This window comes from Thiomonas sp. FB-6 (assembly GCF_000377645.1).
In the GTDB taxonomy this organism is placed as follows: Bacteria; Pseudomonadota; Gammaproteobacteria; order Burkholderiales; family Burkholderiaceae_C; genus Thiomonas_A.
The window spans coordinates 90,526-115,484 of sequence record NZ_KB898480.1 but is presented as its reverse complement, the minus strand read 5'-3'; the positions used below and the strand labels follow the sequence as shown (position 1 = coordinate 115,484).

The 24,959-nt window shown below is 70.3% G+C and carries 31 protein-coding genes; 29 read left to right on the top strand and 2 right to left on the bottom strand.

What is annotated here, in order from left to right; translation table 11 throughout:
* From D466_RS0110375 to tatC, 25 genes are all read left to right on the top strand, one after another.
* Positions 1-376 (top strand): NAD(P)(+) transhydrogenase (Re/Si-specific) subunit beta (locus tag D466_RS0110375; protein ID WP_026285131.1); only part of this gene is annotated, 376 nt, incomplete at its 5' end.
* 184 nt (positions 377-560) lie between these two features.
* The gene (locus D466_RS0110370; RefSeq protein WP_026285130.1) at positions 561-863 is read left to right on the top strand and encodes an H-NS family nucleoid-associated regulatory protein; all 303 of its coding nucleotides are present in this window, start codon (positions 561-563) and stop codon (positions 861-863) included.
* Positions 864-1,207: 344 nt separating this feature from the next.
* Complete coding sequence (locus D466_RS21370) at positions 1,208-1,915, top strand: Crp/Fnr family transcriptional regulator (protein ID WP_018913652.1); 708 nt, start codon at positions 1,208-1,210, stop codon at positions 1,913-1,915.
* A gap of 453 nt (positions 1,916-2,368) precedes the next feature.
* Complete coding sequence (locus D466_RS0110360) at positions 2,369-3,196, top strand: ABC transporter ATP-binding protein (RefSeq protein ID WP_018913651.1); 828 nt, start codon at positions 2,369-2,371, stop codon at positions 3,194-3,196.
* Positions 3,193-3,981: a lipid asymmetry maintenance ABC transporter permease subunit MlaE gene (gene mlaE / locus D466_RS0110355; RefSeq protein ID WP_018913650.1), complete on the top strand. Its 789-nt coding sequence runs from the start codon at positions 3,193-3,195 to the stop codon at positions 3,979-3,981. The genes D466_RS0110360 and mlaE overlap by 4 nt, the downstream gene beginning before the upstream one ends.
* 26 nt (positions 3,982-4,007) lie before the next feature.
* The gene (gene mlaD, locus D466_RS0110350) at positions 4,008-4,472 is read left to right on the top strand and encodes an outer membrane lipid asymmetry maintenance protein MlaD (protein WP_018913649.1); all 465 of its coding nucleotides are present in this window, start codon (positions 4,008-4,010) and stop codon (positions 4,470-4,472) included.
* A 37-nt stretch (positions 4,473-4,509) separates the two neighbouring features.
* Positions 4,510-5,373 (top strand): VacJ family lipoprotein, encoded by an 864-nt coding sequence (locus tag D466_RS21365; RefSeq protein WP_018913648.1) that lies wholly within the window; start codon positions 4,510-4,512, stop codon positions 5,371-5,373.
* 71 nt (positions 5,374-5,444) lie between these two features.
* Positions 5,445-6,077, top strand: coding sequence for a phospholipid-binding protein MlaC (locus D466_RS0110340; RefSeq protein WP_018913647.1), 633 nt, complete (start codon positions 5,445-5,447; stop codon positions 6,075-6,077).
* Positions 6,074-6,391, top strand: coding sequence for a lipid asymmetry maintenance protein MlaB (locus D466_RS0110335; protein ID WP_018913646.1), 318 nt, complete (start codon positions 6,074-6,076; stop codon positions 6,389-6,391). The genes D466_RS0110340 and D466_RS0110335 overlap by 4 nt, the downstream gene beginning before the upstream one ends.
* Before the next feature lie 5 nt (positions 6,392-6,396).
* A complete protein-coding gene (locus tag D466_RS0110330) occupies positions 6,397-7,314 on the top strand; it encodes an ABC transporter ATP-binding protein (protein ID WP_018913645.1) in 918 nt (305 codons plus the stop codon).
* Entirely contained in the window at positions 7,311-8,066 is a 756-nt protein-coding gene (locus D466_RS0110325) for an ABC transporter permease (protein ID WP_018913644.1), read from the top strand. Before D466_RS0110330 ends, D466_RS0110325 begins: the two co-directional genes overlap by 4 nt.
* A 23-nt stretch (positions 8,067-8,089) precedes the next feature.
* Positions 8,090-8,332: a BolA family protein gene (locus tag D466_RS0110320; protein WP_018913643.1), complete on the top strand. Its 243-nt coding sequence runs from the start codon at positions 8,090-8,092 to the stop codon at positions 8,330-8,332.
* Positions 8,333-8,484: 152 nt separating this feature from the next.
* Entirely contained in the window at positions 8,485-9,753 is a 1,269-nt protein-coding gene (gene murA / locus D466_RS0110315) for a UDP-N-acetylglucosamine 1-carboxyvinyltransferase (RefSeq protein ID WP_018913642.1), read from the top strand.
* 65 nt (positions 9,754-9,818) lie between these two features.
* Positions 9,819-10,490 carry an ATP phosphoribosyltransferase gene (gene hisG, locus D466_RS0110310; protein WP_018913641.1) on the top strand — a complete coding sequence of 224 codons (672 nt, stop codon included), beginning with the start codon at positions 9,819-9,821 and terminating at the stop codon, positions 10,488-10,490.
* Positions 10,491-10,511: 21 nt separating this feature from the next.
* The gene (hisD, locus tag D466_RS0110305; protein ID WP_018913640.1) at positions 10,512-11,867 is read left to right on the top strand and encodes a histidinol dehydrogenase; all 1,356 of its coding nucleotides are present in this window, start codon (positions 10,512-10,514) and stop codon (positions 11,865-11,867) included.
* A 41-nt stretch (positions 11,868-11,908) separates the two neighbouring features.
* The gene (hisC, locus tag D466_RS0110300) at positions 11,909-13,000 is read left to right on the top strand and encodes a histidinol-phosphate transaminase (RefSeq protein WP_018913639.1); all 1,092 of its coding nucleotides are present in this window, start codon (positions 11,909-11,911) and stop codon (positions 12,998-13,000) included.
* A gap of 10 nt (positions 13,001-13,010) precedes the next feature.
* Positions 13,011-13,598 (top strand): imidazoleglycerol-phosphate dehydratase HisB, encoded by a 588-nt coding sequence (gene hisB / locus D466_RS0110295; protein ID WP_018913638.1) that lies wholly within the window; start codon positions 13,011-13,013, stop codon positions 13,596-13,598.
* Between the two features lie 46 nt (positions 13,599-13,644).
* A complete protein-coding gene (gene hisH / locus D466_RS0110290; protein ID WP_018913637.1) occupies positions 13,645-14,304 on the top strand; it encodes an imidazole glycerol phosphate synthase subunit HisH in 660 nt (219 codons plus the stop codon).
* A 65-nt stretch (positions 14,305-14,369) separates the two neighbouring features.
* On the top strand, positions 14,370-15,125 hold the full coding sequence (gene hisA, locus D466_RS0110285) for a 1-(5-phosphoribosyl)-5-[(5-phosphoribosylamino)methylideneamino]imidazole-4-carboxamide isomerase (protein WP_018913636.1): 756 nt from the start codon (positions 14,370-14,372) through the stop codon (positions 15,123-15,125).
* Between the two features lie 11 nt (positions 15,126-15,136).
* Positions 15,137-15,907 (top strand): imidazole glycerol phosphate synthase subunit HisF, encoded by a 771-nt coding sequence (gene hisF / locus D466_RS0110280; RefSeq protein ID WP_026285128.1) that lies wholly within the window; start codon positions 15,137-15,139, stop codon positions 15,905-15,907.
* Positions 15,908-16,309: 402 nt separating this feature from the next.
* A complete protein-coding gene (gene hisI / locus D466_RS0110275; RefSeq protein WP_018913634.1) occupies positions 16,310-16,708 on the top strand; it encodes a phosphoribosyl-AMP cyclohydrolase in 399 nt (132 codons plus the stop codon).
* Entirely contained in the window at positions 16,705-17,064 is a 360-nt protein-coding gene (locus D466_RS0110270; protein WP_018913633.1) for a phosphoribosyl-ATP diphosphatase, read from the top strand. The genes hisI and D466_RS0110270 overlap by 4 nt, the downstream gene beginning before the upstream one ends.
* A 152-nt stretch (positions 17,065-17,216) precedes the next feature.
* On the top strand, positions 17,217-17,462 hold the full coding sequence (gene tatA / locus D466_RS0110265) for a Sec-independent protein translocase subunit TatA (RefSeq protein ID WP_018913632.1): 246 nt from the start codon (positions 17,217-17,219) through the stop codon (positions 17,460-17,462).
* Between the two features lie 62 nt (positions 17,463-17,524).
* A complete protein-coding gene (gene tatB / locus D466_RS0110260; protein WP_018913631.1) occupies positions 17,525-18,028 on the top strand; it encodes a Sec-independent protein translocase protein TatB in 504 nt (167 codons plus the stop codon).
* Positions 18,029-18,118: 90 nt separating this feature from the next.
* Complete coding sequence (gene tatC, locus D466_RS0110255) at positions 18,119-18,946, top strand: twin-arginine translocase subunit TatC (protein WP_026285127.1); 828 nt, start codon at positions 18,119-18,121, stop codon at positions 18,944-18,946.
* Positions 18,947-18,971: 25 nt separating this feature from the next.
* On the opposite strand, the gene D466_RS21360 is transcribed toward tatC, so the two are convergent.
* Positions 18,972-20,231 (bottom strand): S1C family serine protease, encoded by a 1,260-nt coding sequence (locus D466_RS21360; protein WP_051083732.1) that lies wholly within the window; start codon positions 20,229-20,231, stop codon positions 18,972-18,974.
* Positions 20,232-20,289: 58 nt separating this feature from the next.
* Between D466_RS21360 and D466_RS0110245 the strand changes: the two genes are divergently transcribed.
* A complete protein-coding gene (locus D466_RS0110245; protein WP_018913628.1) occupies positions 20,290-21,036 on the top strand; it encodes a Nif3-like dinuclear metal center hexameric protein in 747 nt (248 codons plus the stop codon).
* A 118-nt stretch (positions 21,037-21,154) separates the two neighbouring features.
* On the top strand, positions 21,155-22,162 hold the full coding sequence (gene pdxA, locus D466_RS0110240) for a 4-hydroxythreonine-4-phosphate dehydrogenase PdxA (protein WP_018913627.1): 1,008 nt from the start codon (positions 21,155-21,157) through the stop codon (positions 22,160-22,162).
* On the opposite strand, the gene mscL is transcribed toward pdxA, so the two are convergent.
* Positions 22,152-22,580: a large conductance mechanosensitive channel protein MscL gene (gene mscL / locus D466_RS0110235; RefSeq protein WP_018913626.1), complete on the bottom strand. Its 429-nt coding sequence runs from the start codon at positions 22,578-22,580 to the stop codon at positions 22,152-22,154. The two genes, pdxA and mscL, sit on opposite strands and share 11 nt — an antisense overlap.
* A 357-nt stretch (positions 22,581-22,937) precedes the next feature.
* Between mscL and petA the strand changes: the two genes are divergently transcribed.
* Both petA and D466_RS0110220 read left to right on the top strand, forming a co-directional pair.
* Positions 22,938-23,516, top strand: coding sequence for a ubiquinol-cytochrome c reductase iron-sulfur subunit (petA, locus tag D466_RS0110225; protein WP_018913624.1), 579 nt, complete (start codon positions 22,938-22,940; stop codon positions 23,514-23,516).
* A 12-nt stretch (positions 23,517-23,528) separates the two neighbouring features.
* Complete coding sequence (locus tag D466_RS0110220) at positions 23,529-24,932, top strand: cytochrome bc complex cytochrome b subunit (RefSeq protein WP_018913623.1); 1,404 nt, start codon at positions 23,529-23,531, stop codon at positions 24,930-24,932.
* Positions 24,933-24,959: the final 27 nt, after the last annotated feature.

Here is a 24,959-nt window from a genome sequence, read left to right as displayed (position 1 = left end):
CGTGAAATACGCCATCCACCCGGTGGCCGGGCGCATGCCGGGGCATATGAACGTGCTGCTGGCCGAGGCCGAGGTGCCCTACGACCAGGTGTTCGAGATGGAGGACATCAACCCCGAGTTCGCGCAGGCCGACGTGGCCGTGGTGCTGGGGGCCAACGACGTGGTGAATCCGGCCGCGCGCACTGACCCCAAATCCCCCATCGCCGGCATGCCCATCCTGGACGCCTTCAAGGCCAAGACGGTCATCGTGAACAAACGCTCCATGGCCACCGGCTATGCCGGGCTGGATAATGATTTGTTCTACCTGGACAAAACCATGATGGTGTTCGGGGATGCCAAGAAGGTCATCGAGGACATCGCCAAGGCCATCGAATAACGGGACAGCCTGGGCTGGCGCACCGGCGCATACCGGAGCAGCCAGAATGACCTTGAAAGGCCGCCTGCGAGGCGGCCTTTTATTTTCGGGCGGCGTTGGGTTACCATGCCCATTATTCGAGTTTCGTACGCCCGCATGCCGAAGCGGCCGTCAGCGCCGCAGCATGCATTCCCTGGAGGTTCCAATGTCCTCGTATAAAGAATTGTTGTCGCAAATCGAAGTCCTGAAGCAGCAGGCCGAGTCGCAGCGCAAGGCGGAAATCGCCAACGTCGTGGCCGATATTCGCGCCAAAATGCAGGAGTACGGCATCAGCGTGAGCGACCTGGGCTCCAGCGGCCGCGGTTCGCGCAGCAAGGGAATGACGGTGGCCGCGAAATACCGCCATCCGCGTACCGGCGAGACCTGGACCGGCCGGGGCAAGATGCCCAAGTGGCTGCAGGCCGAAGTCAACACCGGCAAGCGCAAGGAAGACTTCCTGATCGTCTGAGCCGACGCCGGCCGGCCCGCAACGGCCCGGCCCCTGTCTTGCGATGCGGCGCCTGCCCCGATGAGGGGCGGCGCCGTTTTGCATTTTGTGGGATGGACGCCACGCGTGTCGCAGGGCGTTACGCATGCACCGGCGCGGGGCGCCGGTCTCTGCGGCAAATGATTGATCCGCTCAACGATCGTCCGGATTGTCGGATCGAGAGGTCTTTTGGAAAGTTCTGATAGGATTCCTTGCAACTCGTAACACTGCTCCTGCCCCTTCTTGTCGCATATTCCTCGAAGAATTGTGCAAGAAGCCCCATGAAAGCCAAAGACGTTCTGAATTTGCCTAGGTGTTGCCCTTGGATGTCGGGGCTGGACGACACCTCCCTGCAGCGCCTCCAGCGCGATCTGCAGATCCAGTCCTTCGACGCGGGCAGCGTGGTGCGCCGGCGGGCGGAGCCCACCCATCAATGGGTCGGCGTGTTCAGCGGACTGTTGCTGCTGCGCGGCAACGGCGAGCGCCCCAGCGGCTCCAACGCGGTCGCGCCGGGGGGCTGGATCGGCGAGGACGGCCTCGTCGGCGCACAGCCCTGGCCGGCGGATCTGGTAGCCCTGCGCAGGAGCCACCTGGGTTTCCTTCCCGCCGACACCTATTTCTGGCTGCGCGAGCGCAGCCTGGGCTTCAACCACATGCTGCTGGCGCGCCTGGAACAGCGCATGCGCCTGTGCCGCGAGCAGCTGCGCGCCGGGCGGCCCGGCAGCGCCGACGAGCGCGTGGCCCAGGCCCTGCTGATGTTGTTCGACCCCTTGCTGCACCCGGCGGTCGGGCAGCTGCTGCGCATCACGCAGGAGGAGCTGGCGGAGATCTGCCACCTCTCGCGCCAGCGCGTGAACCAGGCGCTACAGCGCCTGTCCTCGCTGGGCCAGTTGCGCCTGCGCTACGGCGGCATCGAACTCGTCGCGCCGCAGTCCCTGCGCGTGTTCGCCGGGCGGGGGGAGACGGAGCCGAGCGTCGAGCAGAGCCTGGTCGCCGAACTCGAAGGCGGGCCCGCGCTGGACGGCAGGTATTGAACGGCCCCCAGGGCCGGGCCCAGCCCGGCCCGCCCCCCGTGGGGGTCAAGGAATCTTGGGGCGGCCCTGCGATTCCTTGAGAACGGCCCCCAGGGCCGGGCCCAGCCCGGCCCGTTCCACCTCGCCGCCTGCAGGCGGCTCGGATTCGGCGGGCGCGCAACTGTGCGCAGGCACAGTTGCTGGTCCCACCTCATCCCCCGTGGGGGTCAAGGAATCTTGGGGCGGCCCTGCGATTCCTTGAGAACGGCCCCCAGGGCCGGGCCCTGCCCGGCGCGCTGATGCCCGGCTGATGCCGGGGCCACGTGGCAGGCCCGGCACGCCGCGCGCGGCCCCTCTAGAATGAGGGATTCCTGCCGCGCGCGCCGGGCCAACCGGTCCGCCGCGCGCAGGCGCAGCCCCTACGCCGGCTGCCTGTTCCGGCCGCCCAGGCCGGAGTGGCTCCGGCTCTCTTGCATGCCAGGATCCGACAAACCTCCGCTGGTCGAATTCGACCGAGTCGACTTTGCCTACGATGAGCGCCCCGTGCTGGGCGGCATCGACCTGCGCGTGACGCGCGGCGAGGTCGTGGCGGTGATGGGCGCTTCCGGCGGCGGCAAGACCACCATGCTGCGCCTGATCGGCGGCCAGCTGCGTCCCAGCGCGGGAGTCGTGCGTTTCGACGGCGAAGCGGTGGCGTCGATGAGCCACGCGCGCCTGTATGCGGCCCGGCGCCGCATGGGCATGCTGTTCCAGATGGGCGCCTTGTTCACCGACCAGACGGTGTTCGACAACGTGGCCTTCGCGCTGCGCGAGCACACCCGCCTGCCCGAGTCCATGATCCGCGATCTCGTGCTCATGAAACTGCACGCGGTCGGACTGCGCGGTGCGCGCGACCTGTTCCCCTCGCAGCTGTCCGGGGGCATGGCGCGGCGCGTGGCCATGGCGCGCGCGCTGGCGCTGGACCCGGCGCTGGTCATGTACGACGAGCCCTTCGCCGGCCTGGACCCGATCTCCCTGGGCATCTCGGCGCGCCTGATCCGCACCCTGAACGACGCGCTGGGCCTGACCAGCATCATCGTCTCCCACGACGTGGACGAGACCTTCGCCATCGCCGACCGCGTGTTCATCCTGGGCAACGGGCGCCTGCTGGCGCAGGGCACGCCGCAGGAGCTGCGCGCCAGCAGCGATCCGCTGGTGCACCAGTTCGTGCGGGGCGAACCCGACGGGCCCGTGCGCTTTCACTATCCGGCGCCCGGCCTGCGCGAAGACTTCCTCGGCGCGGCGGCGGGGGGCACGCGATGAACTTCGTGCTGGACCGCCTGGCGGGCCTGGGCGCGCGCACGCGGCAGCTGCTGGCCGACCTGGGCTGGGGGCTGCGCCTGTTCCTGCGCCTGGCGGTGCTGATGCCGGCGGCGCTGCGGCGCCTGCGCCTGGTCACGCAGCAGGTGTATTTCCTGGGCAACGATTCGCTGCTGATCATCGCCGTCTCGGGCCTGTTCGTCGGTTTCGTGCTCGGGCTGCAGGGCTACTACACGCTGTCGCGCTACGGCGCGTCGAGTTCCCTGGGCATCGTGGTCGCCCTGTCGCTGGTGCGCGAACTCGGGCCGGTGGTCACCGCGCTGCTGTTCGCCGGGCGTGCCGGGACCTCGCTGACCGCCGAGATCGGCCTGATGCGGGCCGGCGAGCAGATCGCCGCGATGGAAATGATGGCCGTGGATCCGCTGGCGCGGGTGCTTGCGCCGCGCTACGCCGCCGGCATCATCGCCATGCCGCTGCTCGCGGCTGTGTTCAGCGCGGTGGGCATCCTGGGCGGCTACGTGGTGGGCGTGCTGCTCATCGGCGTCGACCCGGGCCAGTTCTGGGGCCAGATGCAGGCCGGGGTCGACGTGTTCAAGGACGTGGGCAACGGCGTGATCAAGAGCCTGGTGTTCGGCGTGGCCGTCACCTTCGTCGCGCTGTACCAGGGCTGGCGCGCCCAGCCGACGCCGGAGGGCGTCTCGCGGGCGACCACGCGCACCGTGGTGGTGGCCTCCCTGGCGGTGCTGGGCCTGGATTTCATGCTGACCGCGCTGATGTTCAGTACCTGAACGACTCGCGCTGAAGGAATCGAATCATGGAAAAACGTTCCACCGACGTCTGGGTCGGATTGTTCGTGCTGATCGGCGCCGCGGGGCTGCTGTTCCTGGCCCTGAAGGCCGGCAACCTGCTGAGCCTGAATTTCTCCCCCACCTACGACGTGGTCGCGCGCTTCGACGACATCGGCGGCCTGAAGGCGGATGCTCCGGTGAAAAGCGCGGGCGTGGTCGTGGGCCGCGTGGCCTCGATCGGCTTCGACAACCAGAGTTTCCAGGCCGACGTGACCCTGGCGCTGGACAAGCGCTACGCCTTTCCCGCCGACACCTCGGCGAAGATTCTCACCTCCGGGTTGCTGGGCGACCAGTATGTCGGGCTGGACCCGGGATCCTCGGACAAGAATCTTCGCAATGGCGAAGTGATTCAAAACACCCAATCGGCCCTGGTGCTGGAGAATCTGATCGGGCGATTCCTTTACGACAAGGCCGCGGGCGGTGGCAAGTGATGCCGCGGGCCCCGCGCAGCGAATACAGGAGCTTTCGTTGACCCATCGTTCCGATTCCCGCAGCATCCGCCGGCGCCGCGCGCCGGTGGCCTGGCTGGCCGCGCCTCTGGCGGGCCTGCTGCTGCTCGGGGGTTGCGCCACGCACGATCCGCAGGATCCGCTGGAGCCCTACAACCGCGCGATGTTCGGCTTCAACCGCAAGGTCGACAAGGTCGTGCTCAAGCCGGTCGCCACCGGCTACCGCAACGTCACGCCCCAGCTGATGCGCCGCGGGGTGACCAACTTCTTCGGCAACCTCGACGACGTGTGGTCCACCGGCAACGATTTCCTGCAGGGCCACGTGGTGCTGGGCTTCAACGGCATCATGCGCGTGGGGGTCAACACCGTGTTCGGCCTGTTCGGCCTGCTCGACGTGGCCTCCCCCATGGGCCTGTACCGTCATCCGAACGATTTCGGCCTGACCCTGGCGCGCTGGGGCGTGGGTTCCGGCCCCTATTTCGTGATGCCCCTGCTCGGGCCCTCGGACATCCGTGACGCGGCAGGCACCGTGACCGGCATCGTGTACTCGCCGATGAACTCCACCACCGGCCAGTCCGACGTGCGCAATGGCGAAGTCGCGCTGGACTTCATCAACACCCGGGCGAATCTGCTCAGCACCACCGCGTTGCTGGACCAGATCGCGCTCGACCCCTACGTGTTCACCCGCGACGCCTACCTGCAGCAGCGCCGCTCGCGCGTGCGCGCCACGCGCGACACCGGCGTGCTGGCCACCGGACCGGCCGACGACAGCGGCGAGGGTGGGGCCGGGGCCGAGGCCGACACCCTGCCCGGAGACGGCGCGCCGGCGCAGGCGGCCAGCCAGGCCGGCAGCCAAGCCGGCAGCCAGGCGCCGGGGAACTGAAGCGCCTTCCGAGGCCCTGGAAACCCAAGACACCGCGGCGCCCGGCGCCGCAGATCCCAAGGGAGCAGATCATGTTTGCCAAGATTCGAGCGTTGTTCCTGCCGGCCGTGCTGGCGTTCGTGGCGGGCGGCGTTGCCCACGCCGACGAGGTCGCGCCGCCGGTGCAGGTGGTGCGCAGCCTGACCGACTCGGTGATGGGTTCCGTGCGTTCGGACCCGACCCTGAAGGCCGGCGACCAGGCCAAGATCGAGCAGCTGGTGCAGACCAAGGTGCTGCCTTACCTGGACTTTCATCGCATGACCGCCTCGGCCGTGGGCCCGGCCTGGCGCCGCGCCACGCCCCAGCAGCGTGACCAGCTTCAGGAACAGTTCAAACAACTGCTGATCCATACCTATTCGGGCGCCGTCGGGCGCATCAAGAACCAGAAGGTGCAATACCTGCCGCTGCGCGCGGCGCCGCACGCCACCAGCGTGGTCGTGCGCACCCGGGTGCTGGACAACGGCGAGCAGATCCAGCTCGACTACCGCCTGCTCAAGCAGGGCGAGGACTGGAAGATCTCCGACGTGAACGTGATGGGCGTGTGGCTGGTCGACAACTACCGCGGCGTGTTCGCGCAGGAAATCAACAGCAAGGGAATCGACGGCCTGATCGGCGTGCTCAAGCAGCGCAACGAGGAACTGGCCAAGGGCGGCCAGGAGCCATGAGCCCGGCCGATTTTGCCCTCGCCGAGGAGCTGACGGTGCAGCAGGCGCCGGCGCTCTTGCGCGAGGCGCTGCGGGCGCTGCAGCCGCGCCCGGCGCCCTGGCGCATCGACGCCGGAGACCTGCAGCGCTTCGACTCCTCCTGCCTGGCGCTGCTGATGGAACTGCGCCGCCGCGCCGGCGCCGGCGGCATCGAGCTGTCGCGCGTGCCCGAGCGCCTGCGCACCCTCGCCCAGGCCTACGGCGTGGGCTTCGTGCTCGACGACGGCGGCGACGCGCAAGCCGCAGGGCCGGCCGGGGATCCGCCGCAGCGATGAAGCCCATGGATGGAGCCGTCCCCGCGGTGCGCCTGCAGGGGGTGGTCAAGCGTTACGGCGCGCGCAACGTGGTCGACGGCGTGAGCCTGGACATCGCGCAAGGCGAATTCTTCGCGCTGCTCGGCGCCAACGGCGCCGGCAAGACCACGCTGATCAGCATGCTGTCCGGGCTTGCGCGTCCGAGCGCCGGCAGCGTGCAGGTGCTGGGGCACGACGTGGCGCGCGAGTCCTACGTCACGCGCCGCCTGCTCGGCGTGGTGCCCCAGGAACTCGTGTTCGATCCCTTTTTCACGGTGCGCGAGGCGCTGCGCCTGCAGTCGGGCTATTTCGGCCTGCGGCACAACGACGCGTGGATCGACGAGCTGCTGCAGCGCCTGGGGCTGGCGCAGCAGGCCGAGCAGAACATGCGCGCGCTGTCGGGGGGCATGAAACGCCGCGTCATGGTGGCGCAGGCGCTGGTGCACAAACCGCCGGTGATCGTGCTGGACGAGCCCACCGCGGGGGTCGACGTGGAGTTGCGCCAGAGCCTGTGGCAATTCATCACCGACCTCAACCGTCAGGGCCACACGGTGCTGCTGACCACCCACTACCTGGAGGAGGCCGAGTCCCTGTGCAGCCGCATCGGCATGCTCAAGCTCGGCCGCCTGGTGGCGCTGGACGCCACGCACGCGCTGCTGGCGCGCTTCGCCTCCACGCAACTGCTGCTGCGGGTCAGCGGGCAGCCCATGCCGTCGGCGCTGGCGCAGCGCGCGCGCGCGATGGGGGCCCGCATGGCGTGGACCGTGCGCGACGCCGCCGAGGTGGAGCGCACGCTGGGCGAACTGCGCGCGGCGGGCTGCGAGATCGAGGAGATCGAGGTGCGCCGCGCCGACCTGGAGGACGCCTTCCTGCAGATCATGGCCGGGCCGGGGGTGCGGCCATGAACGCACTGCGCACGCTGTTCGGCAAGGAGGTGCTGCGGTTCTGGAAGGTGTGGCTGCAGACGGTGGCCGCCCCGGTCATCTCCAGCCTGCTCTACCTGGTGATCTTCTCCCATGCCATCGCCGGGCACCTGGTGGTCTACGGCAGCGTGCCCTACACCAGCTTCCTGATCCCGGGGCTGGCGATGATGAGCGTGTTGCAGAACGCCTTCGCCAACAGTTCCTCGTCGCTGATCCAGTCCAAGATCACCGGCAACCTGGTGTTCGTGCTGCTGTCGCCGCTGGAGCCCTGGCAGCTGTTCCTGGGCTACGTGGGCGCCTCGGTGGTACGCGGGCTGTTCGTGGGCTGCGGCCTGCTGCTGGCCACCGCCTGGTTCGTACCCCTGCAGTGGCACGATCCGCTGTGGTCGCTGCTGTTCATGGTGCTGGGCGCCTCCATGCTGGGTTCGCTGGGCGTGGTGGCGGGCATCTGGGCCGAGAAGTTCGACCAGATGGCGGCCTTCCAGAATTTCATCATCGTGCCGGCGACCTTCCTGTCGGGCGTGTTCTACTCGGTCACCACGCTGCCGCCCTTCTGGGTGGCGGTGTCGCGGCTCAATCCCTTCTTCTACCTGGTCGACGGCATGCGCTACGGCTTTTTCGGCGTGTCCGACGTATCGCCGTGGACCTGCCTGGGCGCCGCGCTGCTGGGCAACCTGGTCTGCGCCGGGCTGGCCTGGAACTGGATCCGGCGCGGCTACAAGCTGCGCAACTGACAACCCGAGGCACTGCCATCGCCATGTCCCTGCCCACTCCCGAAGAATTGCGCGAGCTGATCGCCGCCGGCCTGGAATGCACCCAGCTGGAAGTGCAGGGCGACGGCCAGCACTTTTTCGCCACCATCGTCAGTCCGCGCTTCAGCGGGCTCGGGCGTCTGGCCCGCCACCGCCTGGTCTACGCCGCGCTGGGCGACGGCATGCGCGAGCGCGTGCACGCGCTGTCCATGCGCACGCTGGCGCCGGGCGAAGCCCTGCCCGGGTGAAGCCCCCGGGCGCGGCCCGGCGGCCAGCCGGATGGCGGCCGCGCCGCTAGAATTCCAGGCTTTGCCGGGCCCGCCAGGGCCTTGCGCGCGGCTTCGCGTGCGCGGCGCGGCACCTGAGCCGCCGGGCATCCCCTCCACGATCGAGCGCCACGATGGATAAATTGCGCATTGACGGCGGCCAGCCCCTGCACGGGGAGGTCGCTGCCAGCGGCGCGAAGAACGCCGCGCTGCCCCTGATGGCGGCCAGCCTGCTGAGCTCCCGGCCGGTGCGCCTGGAGCGTGCGCCGGCCTTGATGGACGTACACACCCTGGGCGAACTGCTGCGCTCGATGGGCGCGCAGGTCGAGCGCGACGGCGCCAGCCTGAACCTGCAGGCCGACCGCATCCAGGCCTGCGAGGCCCCCTACGAGCGGGTGAAGACCATGCGCGCCTCGGTGCTGGTGCTGGGGCCGCTGCTGGCGCGCTTCGGGCACGCCAGGGTCAGCCTGCCCGGCGGCTGCGCGATCGGCGCGCGCCCGGTGGACCAGCACATCCGAGGGCTGCAGCAGCTGGGCGCGCAGGTCGAGGTGGAGCATGGCTACATCGTCGCCAGCGTGCCCGGCGGGCGCCTGCGCGGCGCGCGCATCACCACCGACATGGTCACGGTCACCGGTACCGAGAACCTGATGATGGCCGCCTGCCTGGCCGACGGCGAGACGGTGATCGAGAACGCCGCGCAGGAGCCCGAGGTCGTCGACCTGGCCCTCATGCTGCGCGCCATGGGCGCCGACATCGAAGGCGAGGGCAGTTCGCGCCTGCGCATCCGCGGCGTGCCGGAACTGGGCGGCGCGCGCCACCGCATCGTGGCCGACCGCATCGAGGTCGGCACCTTCCTGTGCGCGGCGGCCGCCACGCGTGGCGACGTGACGGTGCGCGACTGCGTGCCGCAGCACCTGGACGCGCTGCTCGACAAGCTGCGCGCCTCGGGCGCGCGGCTGGAATGCGGCGCCGACTGGGTGCGCCTGCGCGCCGACGCGCTGCCCGGCGCGCGGCCGGCCGCGGTGTCGGTGCGCACCAGCGAATACCCGGGTTTCGCCACCGACATGCAGGCGCAGTTCATGGCGCTGAACTGCGTGGCCGAGGGCACCGCCACCGTGACCGAGACGATTTTCGAGAACCGCTTCATGCACGTGCAGGAGCTGGTGCGCCTGGGGGCGCGCATCACGGCCGAAGGCAACACCTGCGTGGTGCAGGGCGTCGAGCGCCTGTCGGGCGCCACGGTGATGGCCACCGACCTGCGCGCCTCCGCCGGGCTGGTGATCGCCGCGCTGGTGGCCGAGGGCAGTACCTGCATCGAGCGCATCTACCATCTCGACCGCGGCTACGAGGCCATGGAGCACAAGCTGGCCGCCCTCGGCGCGCGCATCGAGCGCCTGCGCTGAGAAGTTCCGGCCGCCTCTCCCTCACCCTGTCCCTCGCCCTCTTCGGCATCCACCCCGCCCCCGCCATGCTCACCCTCGCGCTGTCCAAGGGACGCATCTTCGACGACACCCTGCCGCTGCTGGAGCGCGCCGGGATCACGGTCGCGGAGGACCCGCAAAGCACCCGCAAGCTCATCCTGGGCACCAACCGCGCGGACCTGCGCGTGGTGCTGGTGCGCGCCAGCGACGTGCCCACCTACGTGCGCTACGGCGGCGCCGACCTGGGCGTGGCCGGGCTGGACGTGCTGCTCGAGGCCGACGCCGCCGATGGCGGCGACGGCCTGTACCGCCCGGTGGACCTGGGCATCGCGAGCTGCCGGCTCAGCGTGGCCACGCCGCAGGGCTGGGACTACGCCGGCGCGGTGCGCCAGGGCGCGCGCATCCGCGTGGCCACCAAGTACGTGCATCTGGCGCGCGAGCACTTCGCGGCCAAGGGCGTGCACGTGGACCTGGTCAAGCTGTACGGCTCGATGGAGCTGGCGCCGCTGACCGGCATGGCCGACGCCATCGTCGACCTCGTGTCCTCGGGCGGCACGCTCAAGGCCAACGGCCTGGTCGAGGTCGAGCGCATCATGGACATTTCCGCGCGCCTGATCGTCAACCAGGCCGCCTTCAAGACCCAGGCGGCCGAGCTCAAGCCGCTGGTGGCCGCGCTGCGCGACGCCGCGCAGGCGGCGTCCGCCGCCCCCGCGGCCTGAACCGCCCCGAGAGGCCGCATCATGTCCGACCCCACCTCCTCCGCTCCCGCGCCGCAGCTGCGCCGCCTGGACGCCACGGCCGCCGATTTCGAGACCCGCTACGCCGAGCTGTTCGACCGCATCTCCGAGGAGAACGCGGCGATCGACGCGCGCGTGGCCGACATGCTCGAAGACGTGCGCCGGCGCGGCGACGCCGCGGTGCTGGAGTACACGCGCCGCTTCGACCGCGTCGAGGCCGCGTCGATGGCCGCGCTGGAAATCGGCCAGCGCGAGCTGCAGGACGCGCTCGAGGCCATTCCCGCCGAGCAGCGCGAGGCCCTGCAGGCCGCGGCCGAGCGCGTGCGCTCCTACCACGAGCGCCAGCGCGAGCACATGGGTGGCAGCTGGGAATACCACGACGCCGACGGTACCCTGCTGGGCCAGAAGATCACCCCGCTGGACCGTGTGGGCATCTACGTGCCCGGAGGCAAGGCGGCCTATCCGTCGTCGGTGCTGATGAACGCGATTCCCGCCCACGTGGCGGGCGTGCCCGAGATCGTCATGGTCGTGCCCACGCCCGACGGCGAGCGCAACCCGCTGGTGCTGGCCGCCGCGGCGGTGGCCGGCGTGAGCCGGGCCTTCGCCATCGGCGGCGCGCAGGCGGTGGGGGCGCTGGCCTTCGGCACCGCCAGCGTTCCGAAGGTGGACAAGATCACCGGCCCGGGCAATGCCTACGTGGCGGCGGCCAAGCGCCGCGTGTTCGGCGTGTGCGGCATCGACATGATCGCCGGTCCCTCGGAAATCCTGGTCATCGCCGACGGCAGCACGCCGGCCGACTGGGTGGCGATGGACCTGTTCAGCCAGGCCGAGCACGACGAGCTGGCGCAGAGCATCCTGCTGTGTCCCGACCCGGCCTACATCGAGCAGGTGGGCCGGGCGATGCAGCGCCTGCTGCCGGGCATGTCGCGCCGGGCCATCATCGAGGCCTCGCTGCGCGGGCGCGGCGCCTTCATCCGAGTGCGCGACCTGGAGCAGGCCTGCGAGCTGGCCGACCGCATCGCCCCCGAGCACCTGGAGCTGGCCACGCGCGAGCCGCGCGTGCTGGCCGACCGCCTGCGCCACGCCGGCGCCGTGTTCCTCGGCGCCTATACCTCCGAGTCGCTGGGCGACTATTGCGCGGGGCCCAATCACGTGCTGCCCACCTCGGGCACCGCGCGCTTCTCGTCGGCGCTGGGGGTGTACGACTTCGTCAAGCGCACCAGCCTGATCCAGGTCAGCCGGCGCGGCGCGGTGCACCTGGGGCGCATCGCCTCGGTGCTGGGGCACGGCGAGCGCCTGCAGGCCCATGCCACCGCGGCCGAGATGCGCCTGAACGATCTCGACCCCGAAGCGGGCTGAGCCTCGGCACCCGCCCACCGATTGTCCTTTCCAGCCCAACGATGAGCCGCTTCTGGAGTCAGGCCGTGCACGGTCTCACCCCCTACGTGCCCGGCGAGCAGCCGCGCATCGCGGGGCTGATCAAACTCAACACCAACGAGTGCCCCTACGCGCCCTCCCTGCGCGTGCTGCAGGCCATCCGCGACGCCGCCGGCGAGGACCTGCGCCTGTATCCGGACCCGGAGGCCACGCAGCTGCGCGAGGCCATCGCCGCGCATCACGGCCTGAAGCCCGACCAGGTGTTCGTCGGCAACGGTTCCGACGAGGTGCTGGCGCATGCCTTCATGGCGCTGTTCCGGCAGGACAAGCCCCTGCTGATGCCCGACATCGGCTACAGCTTCTACCCGGTATACGCCCAGCTCTACGGCATCCAGACGCGCAGCGTGCCGCTGGACGCGCAACTGCGCCTGCGCGTGCAGGATCTGCTGGACGCGGGGGCCAACGGCGGCATCGTGCTGGCCAACCCCAACGCCCCCACCGGCATCGCGCTGCCGCTGGAGGACATCGAGCACCTGCTGCGCGGCAACCCGGATTCGGCGGTGCTGGTCGACGAGGCCTACGTGGATTTCGGCGCGCAGAGCGCGGCCGAGCTGATCGAGCGCCATCCGCAGCTGCTGGTCGTGCGCACGCTGTCCAAGGCGCGCGCGCTGGCCGGGCTGCGCGTGGGCTACGCGCTGGGCCAGGCCGAACTGATCGAGGGCCTGGTGCGCGTGAAGGACAGCTTCAACTCCTATCCGCTGGACCGCCTGGCGCTGGCCGGCGCCGTCGCGGCCATGCAGGACGACACCTGGTTCGCCCACACGCGCTCGCGCATCGTCGCCAGCCGCGAGCAGCTCGCGGGGCAGCTGGGCGAGCTGGGTTTCGAGGTGCTGCCCTCGTCGGCCAACTTCGTGTTCGCCCGCCATGCCCGACACGACGCGGCCGGGCTGGCCGCCGCCTTGCGCGAGCGGCGCATCCTGGTGCGCCACTTCCGGCGGCCCGAGCGAATCGCGCAGTTCCTGCGCATCAGCATCGGCACCGAGGCGCAATGCGAAGCCTTGGTCCAGGCGTTGCGGGGCATCGTGCAGGCCGCTGGTGCCGGGCTTGGTGAATAATCGGGGCATCATGCGCACCGCACAGATCTTGCGTCAGACCGCCGAGACCCGCATCGAGGTCGAACTCGACCTGGACGGCTCCGGCCGTTCCGAGCTGAAGACCGGCATCGGGTTCTTCGACCACATGCTCGACCAGATCGCCCGCCACGGAGCGATCGACCTGAAGGTGCACGCCGCCGGCGACCTGCACATCGACGGCCACCACACGGTGGAGGACGTGGGCATCACCGTGGGCCAGGCCCTGGCCAGGGCGGTGGGCGACAAGAAGGGGATCCGGCGTTTCGGCCATGCCTACGTGCCGCTGGACGAGGCGCTGTCGCGCGTGGTGGTCGACTTCTCCGGGCGCCCGGGCCTGATCTGGCAGGTGCCGTTCACGCGTTCGAGCATCGGCGCCTTCGACGTGGAACTGGCGCACGAGTTCTTCCAGGGCCTGGTCAACCACGCCTTCATCACCGTGCACGTGGACAACCTGCGCGGCGACAACGCGCACCACCAGTGCGAGACCGTGTTCAAGGCCTTCGGGCGCGCCTTGCGCCAGGCCGCCGAGCCCGATCCGCGGCTGGCCCAGCAGATCCCGTCCACCAAAGGTTCGCTGTGAAATCCCCGCGCGCCGCGGCCGCGGCGCGCCGCGAGCATTCTCGTCCATGAAAACCGTCGCCATCGTCGATTACGGCATGGGCAACCTGCGCTCCGTGTCGCAGGCCGTGCAACACGTGGCCAAGGGCCTGCCCTGGCAGGTCGTGGTCAGCTCCGAGGCCCGCCAGATCGAGCAGGCCGAGCGCATCGTGCTGCCGGGGCAGGGCGCGATGCCCGACTGCATGCGCGAACTGCGCGAATCCGGCCTGCAGCAGGCGGTGCTGGACGCCGTGGCGGCCGGCAAGCCGCTGTTCGGCGTGTGCGTGGGCATGCAGATGCTGCTCGAGCGCAGCGACGAGGGTCCTACCGAGGGCCTGGGCCTGTTCGGCGGCAGCGTGCGCCGCTTCGAGCTCGAAGGCGCGCTGCAGCCCGACGGCAGCCGCTACAAGGTGCCGCACATGGGCTGGAACCAGGTGGCGCAAGTGGCGCACGACGGCAGCGTGCATCCGCTCTGGGACGGCATCGCCGACATGTCGGCCTTTTATTTCGTGCACAGTTTCTACGCGGACCCGTCTGACCCGCGCAACATCGCGGGCCAGACCGAATATGGCCTTCGATTTGCAAGCGCCATCGCACGGGGTACCATTTTCGCGACCCAGTTCCACCCGGAAAAGAGCGCCGCGGCCGGGCTCCGGCTGTACCGCAATTTCCTGTCCTGGAAACCCTGAGGGCCCCAGTCGCAGCGGCGGCTCCCGTCCTCTCCCTTCCTTCGCTCCCCCTCGTTCCCCAGCCCATGCTGCTGATCCCCGCGATCGATTTGAAGAACGGCCAGTGCGTCCGCCTCGAACAAGGCGAGATGCAGGCCGCGACCGTGTTCTCCAACGACCCGGCGGCGATGGCCATGCACTGGGTGGAGCAGGGCGCGCGCAGGCTGCACCTGGTCGACCTCAACGGGGCCTTCGCCGGGCGCCCGGAGAACGAGCCGGCCATCCGCGCCATCCTGCGCGCGGTCGGCGACGAGGTGCCGGTGCAGCTCGGCGGCGGCATCCGCGACCTCGAGACCATCGAGCGCTACCTGGACGACGGCCTGAGCTACGTCATCATCGGCACCGCCGCGGTGAAGAACCCGGGGTTCCTGAAGGAGGCCTGCAGCGCCTTCGGCGGGCACATCATCGTCGGGCTGGACGCGCGCGACGGCAAGGTGGCGACCGACGGCTGGAGCAAGCTCACCGGGCACGAGGTGGTCGACCTGGCGCGCAAGTTCGAGGAATACGGGGTCGAGGCGGTGATCTACACCGACATCGGGCGCGACGGCATGCTCACCGGGCTGAACATCGACGCCACGGTGCGCCTGGCCGAGGCGCTGAGCATCCCGGTCATCGCCTCGGGCGGCCTGGCCTCGATGACCGACATCGACCGCCTGCTGCAGGCCGAGCCCAGCGGCGTGGAAGGGGTGATCTGCGGGCGCGCCATCTACACCGGAGCGCTGGACTTCCGCGCCGCGCTGCAGCGGGTGGGCGAGGCCGACGCCGCGTCCGCGAAGGCGTGAGCCGCGCCGCCATGCTGTCCAAGCGCATCATCCCCTGCCTGGACGTGACCGGCGGGCGCGTGGTCAAGGGGGTCAATTTCGTCGGCCTGCGCGACGCCGGCGATCCGGTGGACATCGCCGCGCGCTACGACCAGCAGGGCGCCGACGAGATCACCTTCCTGGACATCACCGCCACCAGCGACGGGCGCGACCTGCTGTTGCACATGATCGAGGCGGTGGCCGCGCAGGTGTTCATTCCCCTGACGGTGGGCGGGGGCGTGCGCAGCGTCGAGGACGTGCGCCGCCTGCTCAACGCCGGGGCCGACAAGGTCAGTTTCAACTCCGCCGCGGTGGCCGATCCGGAACTGATCCGGCGTGCCTCGCAGCGCTATGGCGCCCAATGCATCGTCGTGGCCATCGACGCGCGCCGGCGCGAGGGTGAGCAGGCGGGCTGGGAGGTCTACACCCACGGAGGCCGCCGCGCCACCGGGCTGGACGCCGTGCAATGGGCGCGCGACATGGCCGAGGCCGGCGCCGGGGAGATCCTGCTGACCAGCATGGACCGCGACGGCACCAAGTCCGGCTTCGATCTGGAACTCACGCGCGCGGTGGCCGACGCCGTGCCGGTTCCGGTGATCGCCTCGGGCGGGGTCGGCGGCCTGCAGGACCTGGCCGACGGCATCCAGCTGGGCCACGCCGACGCGGTGCTGGCCGCCAGCATCTTCCACTACGGCCAGCATACGGTGAGCGAGGCCAAGCACTACATGGCCGACCGCGGCATCCCGATGCGGCTGACGGATTGACGGCCCCCTCCGTCGCGGGGGGCGACCCCCGCTCCGTCCCCCCAAGGGGGACACCCCCTGCCTTGGGGCGGCCCTGCGGCAGGAGGGTTCTCGGCATTGGGAGGCCTCGCGTGCAAGGGAGACCTTCAGGCGGGCTGCGGAGCCGCCTGCGGCGGCTTGCATTGGGAGGCCTCGCGTGCAAGGGAGCCCTTCAGGCGGGCTGCGGAGCCGCCTGCGGCGGCTTGCATTGGGAGGCCTCGCGTGCAAGGGAGGCCTTCAGGCGGGCTGCGGAGCCGCCTGCGGCGGCTTGCATTGGGAGGCCTCGCGTGCAAGGGAGGCCTTCAGGCGGGCTGCGGAGCCGCCTGCGGCGGGCGTGGTCTCGGCATTAGGGCGGCGGTCGGTGGGGTTGACTACACTTCGGCCATGAGCGACAAGGACTGGCTGGACGCCGTGCGCTGGGATGCGCAAGGCTTGGTGACCGCCGTGGTGCAGGAAGCCGGCAGCGGCGACGTGCTGATGGTGGCGTGGATGAACCGCGACGCGCTTGCGCGCACGCGTGAACTCGGCGAGGCCGTGTTCTGGTCGCGTTCGCGCAAGCGCCTGTGGCACAAGGGCGAGGAATCCGGCCATGTGCAGAAGGTCGAGTCCATCCGCCTGGACTGCGACGGCGACGTGCTGCTGCTCACCGTGCGCCAGCTCGGCCACGAGCCGCCGATCGCCTGCCACACCGGGCGCCATTCCTGCTTTTTCCGCGAATTGCAGGGCGGCGACTGGACCAGCGTGGCGCCGGTGCTGAAGGATCCCGAGGACATCTACCGATGAACCAAGCCGCCGACACCGGCGATGTGCTGGATCGACTGGGGGAACTGATCCTGGCGCGCCGCCAGGCCGATCCCGAGCAGTCCTACGTCGCGCGCCTGTTCGCCAAGGGCGAGGACGCGATGCTCAAGAAGGTGGGCGAGGAAGCCACCGAGTTCGTGCTGGCGGCCAAGGGGGGCGAGCGCGCGCAGATGGTCTACGAGGCGGCCGACCTGTGGTTCCACGTGCTGGTGGCGCTGGGCGCGCACGGCATCGCGCCGCGCGAGGTGCTGGCTGAACTGGCCCGGCGCGAGGGCGTCTCCGGGCTGCAGGAATTCGCCTCGCGCGGCTCCGCCGCGAAGCCTTCCGGCGCGCGTTGATGCTGCGCTGGTGCAAGCTTGTTACCGTCTCGGCACCGCGGGTCGAGGCCGGATCGGCCGCCGCCAGCTAAAATAAGCAGTCTGTCTTCATCCTGGGCGGCCGCCGCCCGTGCAAACGCGCTTTCGCCCGGAATGCGCGCAGGAGGTTCATCATGGGTTCACTGAGCATCTGGCATTGGCTGATCGTCCTGGTCATCGTGATGATGGTCTTCGGCACGAAGAAGCTGAAGAACATCGGCTCCGACCTCGGCTCCGCGGTCAAGGGCTTCAAGGAAGGCATGCGCGAAGGCGAGGGCCCCGGGGCCTCGGCGCCGGCCGACAAGCAGATCGCCGCGCAGGCCCCCGAGGCCGCCGCGCGCAAGGACGCGATCGACGTCGAGGCGAAGGAAAAGTCCTGAGCCCCCGAGTGGACGCCACGCGCGCCGGCCCCCGCGGCCGGCGGCGTTGTCCTCATTGAGCCATGTTCGACATCGGAATCTCCGAACTGGGCGTGATCGGCGTGGTCGCGCTGATCGTGCTCGGCCCCGAGAAGCTCCCGCGCGTGGCCCGCACGGTGGGCAATCTGATGGGGCGCGCGCAGCGCTACATGGCCGACGTCAAGACCGAGGTCAACCGGCAGATCGAGCTCGACGACCTGCGCAGCATGAAGTCGGCGGTGGAGACTTCGGTGCGCGACATCCACGAGTCGGTGTCCAAGAACCTCGGCGACGTGCGCGACGAGTTCGACAGCGCCTGGAAGGAAGCCACCGCGGGCCTGCCGGGCACGGGTTCGGCCGACGTCGCGCAGGACAGCGCCGGCGCCTCGCCCGTCCCCTACCTGGCCGAGCCGGGGCGCTCCAAGCGCCTCAAGCGCTCGGGCGGCGGCTCGGTGCCGCTGTGGTACCGCCGGCACTCGCGCCTGCGCGGGCATGCGCTGTCGGGTGCGGCGCGCATGGCCCGCTACCGGGTGCGCACGCGTGCCTGAGCGCTGCGGACCGAACCATCCATCGCCGGTCCCGCCTCGCGCGGCGCCGCGCATTCCCATGGACTCCCCCTTGAGCCTCGAGTGAGCACGGTGAGCGAAGCCCCGTCGTCCCAACCCGATGATCCGCAGGGCGAACAGCCCTTCATTTCCCACCTGATCGAGTTGCGCGACCGCCTCATCCGCGCGCTGATCGGGGTGGGCGTGGTGTTCGCGGTGCTGGTGTTCTATCCCGGCCCCTCGGGGCTGTTCGACCTGTTCGCGCGCCCGCTGATCGCGCACCTGCCCCACGGCTCCAGCATGATCGCCATCGGGGTCATCACCCCCTTCCTGGTGCCGCTGAAGCTGACCATGCTGGCCGCGCTGATGGTGGCGCTGCCGGTGGTGCTCTACCAGCTGTGGGCCTTCGTGGCCCCCGGCCTGTACGCCCACGAGCGCCGCCTGGTGCTGCCGCTGGTGATCCTGAGCACGATCCTGTTCTACCTGGGCGTGTCCTTCGCCTATTTCATCGTGCTCGGCCGCCTGTTCACCTTCATCCAGGCGGTGGCGCCGAAGGTGATCACCGCGGCCCCGGACATCGAGTCCTACCTGAACTTTGTGCTCACGCTGTTCCTGGCCTTCGGCAGCGCCTTCGAGGTCCCGGTGGTGCTGATGCTGCTGGTGCGCTTCCAGGTGCTGACCGTCGCGCAGCTCAAGGCCTGGCGCGCCTACTTCATCGTCGCCGCCTTCGCCATCGCCGCGGTGATCACGCCGCCCGACGTGTTCTCGCAGAGCTCGCTGGCGGTGTCGATGATCCTGCTGTACGAAGTGGGCATCATCGGAGCGCGCATCCTCGGCACCTATTCGGCGCCTCCCGAGGCGCAGGCCGCCGAGGACGCGGCCGAGGCCAAGGACGCGTCCGAGGACCCGTCCAAGGGCTGAGCCCCGGCCGCCGGTCCGGGCGCGCTCAGCTGTAGGGCCGGCCCGTCGGCGCCGGCCGCGAAGGCTGCCCCCAGGGCGGCAGCGCGGCCGGGCCCGGCTCGCTCGCCGCGCCGTCCGCCGCCCCATCCTCGTCGTCCGCGGAGTCGCCGTCCTCCGACGGCGGCGGCAGCGGGCGCAGGCCCACCTTCAGCTGCAGGCTGCGGCGCTTGCCGGCGCGCAGCACTTCGAGGCTCGTCTCGCCCCCGGGAGTCAGCGCGGCCACGCGGTCGAGCAACTGGTCGGCGTCGTCGACCGCGCGGCCGTCCAGGCGCAGCAGGACGTCTCCCGCGCGCAGCCCCGCGCGCTGCGCGGGTCCGCCGGCCAGCACCTCGGCGACCAGCACGCCCTGCGCGCCGCGCCCGCCAGGCAGGCCCAGGCGCCGGGCCTGCGAGGGCTCCAGGCCGCGGACCTCCACGCCGATCCAGCCGCGGCGCACCCGTCCGTGGGCGATCAACTGGCGCAGCACCTCCCGGGCGGTGGACGCCGGCACCGCGAAACCGATGCCCAGCGAGCCTCCCGAGGCGGAGTAGATCGCGGTGTTGATGCCCAGCAGACGGCCCTGCGCGTCCACCAGCGCGCCGCCCGAGTTGCCCGGGTTGATGGCAGCGTCGGTCTGGATGAAGTTCTCGAAGGTGTTGATGCCCAGACGGCTGCGGCCCAGTGCGCTGATGATGCCCTGGGTCACGGTCTGGCCCACGCCGAAGGGGTAGCCGACGGCCAGCACCCCGTCCCCCACGCGCGCCTTGCGTTCGTCGGCGAAGTCCAGCGCCGGCAGATCGGGCAGCGCGATGCGCAGCACCGCCAGGTCGGTGTCGGGGTCTCGCCCCACCAGGGTGGCGCGGGCCCGGCGGCCGTCGGCCAGGCGCACCTCGATCTGCTCGGCGCCCTCGATCACGTGGTCGTTGGTCAACACGTAGCCGGACGGCGAGACCAGCACGCCCGAGCCCAGCCCCAGACTCGGGCGCAGTGTGCCGGGGCGGCCCGAGCCCTGGTCCCCGGGCAGCGCACGCGAGCGGCGCGGCATGCGCTCGGAGGTGACCGAGACCACCGCGGGCATCGCGCGCGCGGCCGCTTCGGCGTACCCGCGCGGCGCCTGCACGGCGCGGGGCGCGAACTGGACCGCCGCCGGCGGGCTCGCCGCCGGCCGGGGCCCGGCGAACCATTGTGGGGCCAGCAGGCGCGCGGCCAGCAGCACGCCCACCGCAATCGTGGTCGCTTGAGCGAAAATCTCCCAGAGTCGTCGCATGGCTCGTGTTTCGTCGCGCTGCCGTGCTCCCATGCATCTCACACGGCCCGAACCCGACATGCTCACACGCGAACGCCTTGCGGAGCACCTGCACGAATTGTTGAGCGTCGACAGCTTCGACGATTATGCCCCGAACGGCCTGCAGGTCGAGGGGCGCGCGCGCATCCGCCGCGTGGTCAGCGGTGTGACCGCCAGCCTGGAACTGGTGCGCCGTGCCGCCGAACTCGATGCCTGCGCGCTGCTGGTGCACCACGGCTGGTTCTGGCGCGGCGAGGATGCGCGCGTCACCGGGCAGCGCCACAAGCGCCTGAAGGCGCTGCTGCAGGCCGACATGAACCTGTTCGCCTTCCACCTGCCGCTGGACGCGCACCCCCTGCTGGGCAACAACGCCCAACTGGCCGCCCGCCTGGGCTGGCAGGCCGAAAGCCATTTCGGCAAGCAGGGCCTGGGTGTGCTGGGGCGCGCGCCCCAGGCCACGCGCGGCGAGCTGGCGCGGGCGCTGGAAGGGCTGCTGGGGCGCAAGGTGCTGCTGGTGGGCGACGCCGCCGCGCCGGTCGGCCGCCTGGGCTGGTGCACCGGGGCCGCGCAGGGGTGGATCGAAGCGGCGCAGCAGGCGGGGGCCGACACCTACGTCAGCGGCGAGATCTCCGAGCCCACCGCGCATTTCGCGCAGGAAATGGGCGTGGCCTACCTGGCCTGCGGGCACCACGCCTCCGAGCGCTACGGCGTGCAGGCGCTGGGCGAGCACCTGGCTGCGCAGTTCGGCCTCGAACACCATTTCATCGACCTGGACAACCCCGCCTGAGGCCGCCATGAAGCTCTCAAGAAAGCGCCGGGCCGCCCCAAGTCTTCTTGACCCCCACGGGGGGCGGGCTGGGTGCAGCCCGGCCCTGGGGGCGCTCGAAAAACCCCTGGCCATCTCCATGGGGGATGCCGCGGGCATCGGCCCGGAAATCATCGTCAAGGCCTACGCGCGCGGGGCCGCCGCCGGCTGCGTGGTCTACGGCTGCGCCGAGACCCTGGCGCGGGCCGCGGCGCGTCTGGCCGGCGAGGCCGCCTGCGCGCGTGCCGTGGTGGCGCGCATCGAGCGCCCCGGCGATGGCGCCGGCCTGCCGCCGGGCGTGATTCCGGTGCTGCAGGCCGAAGGCGTCGATGCGGCCAGCCTGCGCGGCGTGGCCCTGGGGCATGTCGATGCGCGCGCCGGCGCGGCCGCGCACGCCAGCATCATCGCGGCGTCGCGCGCGGCGCTGCGTGGCGAGGTGGCGGCGCTGGTCACCGCGCCCATCCACAAGGAAGCGCTGCACGCGGCCGGCGTGCCCTTGCCCGGGCATACCGAGATCCTGCAGGACCTGTGCGGCGGCGCGCCGGTGCGCATGATGCTGGCCAACGACGAGTTGCGCACGGTGCTGGTCACCATCCACCTCAGCGTGCGCCGTGCGCTGGAGGCGATCACCGAGGAGGCGGTGCTGCAGACCCTGCGCATCACCCACGCGGCGGCGCGTGCCTGGGGCCTGGGCGCCGCGCGCATCGCGGTGGCGGGGCTCAACCCGCACGCTGGCGAGGGCGGGCTGTTCGGCGACGAGGAGGCACGCATCCTGGCGCCGGCCATCGGGCGCGCGCGCGCCGAGGGCATCGACGCCAGCGGCCCCTACGCGCCCGACACGGTGTTCATGCGCGCCCGCAACACCCCCACGCACCCCGGGGCCTTCGACGTGGTCGTGGCCATGCTGCACGACCACGCGCTGATCCCCGTGAAATACCTGGGGCTGGAGCAGGGGGTCAACATCACGCTGGGCCTGCCCTTCGTACGCACCAGCCCCGACCACGGCACCGCCTTCGACATCGCCGGGCGCGGCGTGGCCGACGAGGCCAGCCTGTGCTCGGCCATCGCCATGGCGCGGCGCCTGGCCGCGCCAGTGCTCAGCGCTTGAGGCTGTCGCGGATCTCGCGCAGCAGCAGCACGTCCTCGGGCGTAGGCGCCGGCGGCGCCGCCTCCTCCGGCTGCGCCCGCTTGAGCTTGGCGATCATGCGCACCATCAGGAAGATCACGAAGGCCAGGATCAGGAAGTTCAGCGTGATGGTGAGGAAATCCCCGTAGGCCAGCACGGGGATGTTGGCCTTTTTCAGCGCCTCCAGCGTGCGCGGCGTACCTGGCGGCAGGTCGCCCAGCACGACGAACAGGTTGGTGAAGTCGATCTTGCCCACCACCAGGCCGACCACCGGCATGATGAGGTCGGCGACCAGCGCCGAGACGATCTTGCCGAAGGCGCCGCCGATGATCACCGCCACGGCCAGATCGATCACGTTGCCCTTGACCGCGAAATCCTTGAAATCCTTCAGAAGGCTCATCGGAACCATCTCCGTTTTGTGAGAACTGCGTGAAGCACGCGGGGAAGCGAGGAAGCTGCAGTGTATTTTGATCCAGCCGCCGAACTTTGCGAAGACAGGGCAGGGCTTTCCCCGTTTCAGGCTTGCGTGTTGCGCTGCAGCGTGCGAAGCCCGGAAAACTCCTTGTGCGACGCCAGCTTGCGCGCGCGCAAGATTCCCGGGCCCGCGGCGTAAATAAGCATCTGCTTATACATAGTTTTCCTAATGCCCCTGGGGGCATGCGGGTTCCACAATGCGGTCCTCGCAGGGGGGCCGGGCGCCAACGCCGGGCCCCTCCGACCGGCCGCAGGCGGCCATCGACATCGCCCGAGGGAACCCATGGACTCGCAACGCCGGATCTGGTTGATTGCCGCGGGAGCGGCCGGATGCGTGGGGGGCGCAGGTGCCGCGCTGCCCTTCGCCGAATCCCTGGGCCCGTCTGCCAAGGCGCGCGCCGAGGGCGGACCCATCGAGGTCGACATCTCGGCGCTGCGCCCGGCCGAGAAAATGACCGTGCTATGGCGCGGCCAGCCGATCTGGTTCCTGCGTCGCACGCCGCAGATGCTGGCCAGCCTGGAACACACCGACGCGCTGGTGGCCGACCCGCTGTCGAAGAACCAGGACGTCCCCACCCCCGTGTGGGCGCAGAACCGCTGGCGCTCCATCCGCCCCGAATACCTGGTGGTCGTGGGCATCTGCACCCACCTGGGCTGCTCCCCGGTGGACCGCTTCCGCCCCGGCCCGCAGCCCTCGCTGCCCGCGGACTGGGATGGCGGCTTCCTGTGCCCCTGCCACGGCTCCGAGTTCGACCTCGCCGCGCGGGTGTTCAAGAACATGCCGGCGCCGGCCAACCTGCCGGTGCCCCCCTACCGCTTCATCGGCGAGCACAAGATCCTGCTCGGCGAAGCCCAGGCTTGAGGAGACGAGGCCATGTCCGAGAGCAGCTCCCCCGAGATCACCGAGGCCGCGCCGCGCGTCGGCCTGCGCCAGTGGATCGACGATCGTTTCCCCTTCTCCTCGCTGTGGTCGGCGCACCTGACCGAGTACTACGCGCCGAAGAACCTGAACTTCTGGTACTACTTCGGCTCGCTCGCGATCTTCGTGCTGGCCATCCAGATCGTCAGCGGCATCTTCCTGGCCATGCACTACAAGCCCGACTCGGCGCTGGCCTTCGGCTCGGTCGAGCTGATCATGCGCGATGTCGACTGGGGCTGGCTGATCCGCTACATCCACTCTACCGGCGCTTCGGCCTTTTTCATCGTCATCTACATGCACATCTTCCGCGGCTTCCTGTACGGTTCCTACCGCAGGCCGCGCGAACTGGTGTGGATCGTCGGCTGCCTGATCTTCCTCGCGCTCATGGCCGAGGCCTTCTTCGGCTACCTGCTGCCCTGGGGCCAGATGTCCTTCTGGGGGGCGCAGGTCATCGTCAACCTGTTCTCGGCCATCCCCGGGATCGGGCCGGACCTGGCGCTGTGGATCCGCGGCGACTACGTGGTCGGCGACGCCACGCTCAACCGCTTCTACGCCTTCCACATCGTCGCCATCCCGTTGCTGCTGGTGGCCATCGTCGGCGCGCACATCATCGCGCTGCACCAGGTCGGCTCCAACAACCCCGACGGCATCGAGATCAAGGCCAACAAGGACGAACGCGGCAACCCGCGCGACGGCATCACCTTCCATCCCTACTACACGGTGCACGACCTGTTCGGCGTCTCGGTGTTCCTGATGGTGTTCTGCGCGGTGCTGTTCTTCGCCCCCACCTTCGGCGGCTACTTTCTCGAACACAACAACTTCATGCCGGCCGACCCGCTGAAGACCCCGCCGCACATCGCTCCGGTCTGGTATTTCACGCCCTTCTATTCCATGCTGCGCGCCACCACCAGCAACTCGGTGCACATCTGGATGGTGGTGCTGGGTGCCGCCGCGCTGCGCGGCGCCTGGCGCGCGCGCCGTCGTCCGCTGCGCGCGGCCCTGCTCGCGGCCGGCACGGCCTGGCTGCTGTGGGCGCTGGCCACGCTGGACGCGAAGTTCTGGGGCGTGGTGGTGATGGGCGGCGCCGTGTTGTCGCTGTTCGCGCTGCCCTGGCTGGATCGCTCCGCGGTCAAGTCCATGCGCTACCGGCCGCGCTGGCATCTGGCGCTGCTGCTGGGATTCGTCTGCGCCTTCGTCGTGCTGGGCTGGTTCGGCATTTCCCCGCCGTCTCCGATGGGCTACTGGATCTCGGTGTCCTGCACCTTCGTGTATTTCGGCTTCTTCTGGCTCATGCCCTGGTGGAGCCGCCTGGGGCGCTGCCGCCCGGTGCCCGAGCGACTGGTCTACCGCCCGCACTGAAGGCTGCTGCCTCGCCGCCGGCCCACG

Excerpts from the sequence above, each read along its gene's own strand:
- D466_RS0110330 (WP_018913645.1), top strand. The coding sequence starts at position 6,397 with ATGGATGGAGCCGTCCCCGCGGTGCGCCTGCAGGGGGTGGTCAAGCGT.
- hisG (WP_018913641.1), top strand. The coding sequence starts at position 9,819 with ATGCTCACCCTCGCGCTGTCCAAGGGACGCATCTTCGACGACACCCTG.
- D466_RS0110270 (WP_018913633.1), top strand. The coding sequence starts at position 16,705 with ATGAACCAAGCCGCCGACACCGGCGATGTGCTGGATCGACTGGGGGAA.
- tatB (WP_018913631.1), top strand. The coding sequence starts at position 17,525 with ATGTTCGACATCGGAATCTCCGAACTGGGCGTGATCGGCGTGGTCGCG.
- petA (WP_018913624.1), top strand. The coding sequence starts at position 22,938 with ATGGACTCGCAACGCCGGATCTGGTTGATTGCCGCGGGAGCGGCCGGA.
- pdxA (WP_018913627.1), top strand. The coding sequence starts at position 21,155 with ATGGGGGATGCCGCGGGCATCGGCCCGGAAATCATCGTCAAGGCCTAC.
- D466_RS0110325 (WP_018913644.1), top strand. The coding sequence starts at position 7,311 with ATGAACGCACTGCGCACGCTGTTCGGCAAGGAGGTGCTGCGGTTCTGG.
- D466_RS0110245 (WP_018913628.1), top strand. The coding sequence starts at position 20,290 with ATGCTCACACGCGAACGCCTTGCGGAGCACCTGCACGAATTGTTGAGC.
- hisF (WP_026285128.1), top strand. The coding sequence starts at position 15,137 with ATGCTGTCCAAGCGCATCATCCCCTGCCTGGACGTGACCGGCGGGCGC.
- hisC (WP_018913639.1), top strand. The coding sequence starts at position 11,909 with ATGAGCCGCTTCTGGAGTCAGGCCGTGCACGGTCTCACCCCCTACGTG.
- hisD (WP_018913640.1), top strand. The coding sequence starts at position 10,512 with ATGTCCGACCCCACCTCCTCCGCTCCCGCGCCGCAGCTGCGCCGCCTG.
- hisI (WP_018913634.1), top strand. The coding sequence starts at position 16,310 with ATGAGCGACAAGGACTGGCTGGACGCCGTGCGCTGGGATGCGCAAGGC.
- D466_RS0110370 (WP_026285130.1), top strand. The coding sequence starts at position 561 with ATGTCCTCGTATAAAGAATTGTTGTCGCAAATCGAAGTCCTGAAGCAG.
- mlaD (WP_018913649.1), top strand. The coding sequence starts at position 4,008 with ATGGAAAAACGTTCCACCGACGTCTGGGTCGGATTGTTCGTGCTGATC.
- D466_RS0110360 (WP_018913651.1), top strand. The coding sequence starts at position 2,369 with ATGCCAGGATCCGACAAACCTCCGCTGGTCGAATTCGACCGAGTCGAC.
- hisH (WP_018913637.1), top strand. The coding sequence starts at position 13,645 with ATGAAAACCGTCGCCATCGTCGATTACGGCATGGGCAACCTGCGCTCC.
- tatA (WP_018913632.1), top strand. The coding sequence starts at position 17,217 with ATGGGTTCACTGAGCATCTGGCATTGGCTGATCGTCCTGGTCATCGTG.
- D466_RS21370 (WP_018913652.1), top strand. The coding sequence starts at position 1,208 with ATGTCGGGGCTGGACGACACCTCCCTGCAGCGCCTCCAGCGCGATCTG.
- D466_RS21360 (WP_051083732.1), bottom strand. The coding sequence starts at position 20,231 with ATGCGACGACTCTGGGAGATTTTCGCTCAAGCGACCACGATTGCGGTG.
- mlaE (WP_018913650.1), top strand. The coding sequence starts at position 3,193 with ATGAACTTCGTGCTGGACCGCCTGGCGGGCCTGGGCGCGCGCACGCGG.
- D466_RS0110335 (WP_018913646.1), top strand. The coding sequence starts at position 6,074 with ATGAGCCCGGCCGATTTTGCCCTCGCCGAGGAGCTGACGGTGCAGCAG.
- murA (WP_018913642.1), top strand. The coding sequence starts at position 8,485 with ATGGATAAATTGCGCATTGACGGCGGCCAGCCCCTGCACGGGGAGGTC.
- hisB (WP_018913638.1), top strand. The coding sequence starts at position 13,011 with ATGCGCACCGCACAGATCTTGCGTCAGACCGCCGAGACCCGCATCGAG.
- hisA (WP_018913636.1), top strand. The coding sequence starts at position 14,370 with ATGCTGCTGATCCCCGCGATCGATTTGAAGAACGGCCAGTGCGTCCGC.
- D466_RS0110320 (WP_018913643.1), top strand. The coding sequence starts at position 8,090 with ATGTCCCTGCCCACTCCCGAAGAATTGCGCGAGCTGATCGCCGCCGGC.
- D466_RS0110220 (WP_018913623.1), top strand. The coding sequence starts at position 23,529 with ATGTCCGAGAGCAGCTCCCCCGAGATCACCGAGGCCGCGCCGCGCGTC.
- mscL (WP_018913626.1), bottom strand. The coding sequence starts at position 22,580 with ATGAGCCTTCTGAAGGATTTCAAGGATTTCGCGGTCAAGGGCAACGTG.
- D466_RS0110340 (WP_018913647.1), top strand. The coding sequence starts at position 5,445 with ATGTTTGCCAAGATTCGAGCGTTGTTCCTGCCGGCCGTGCTGGCGTTC.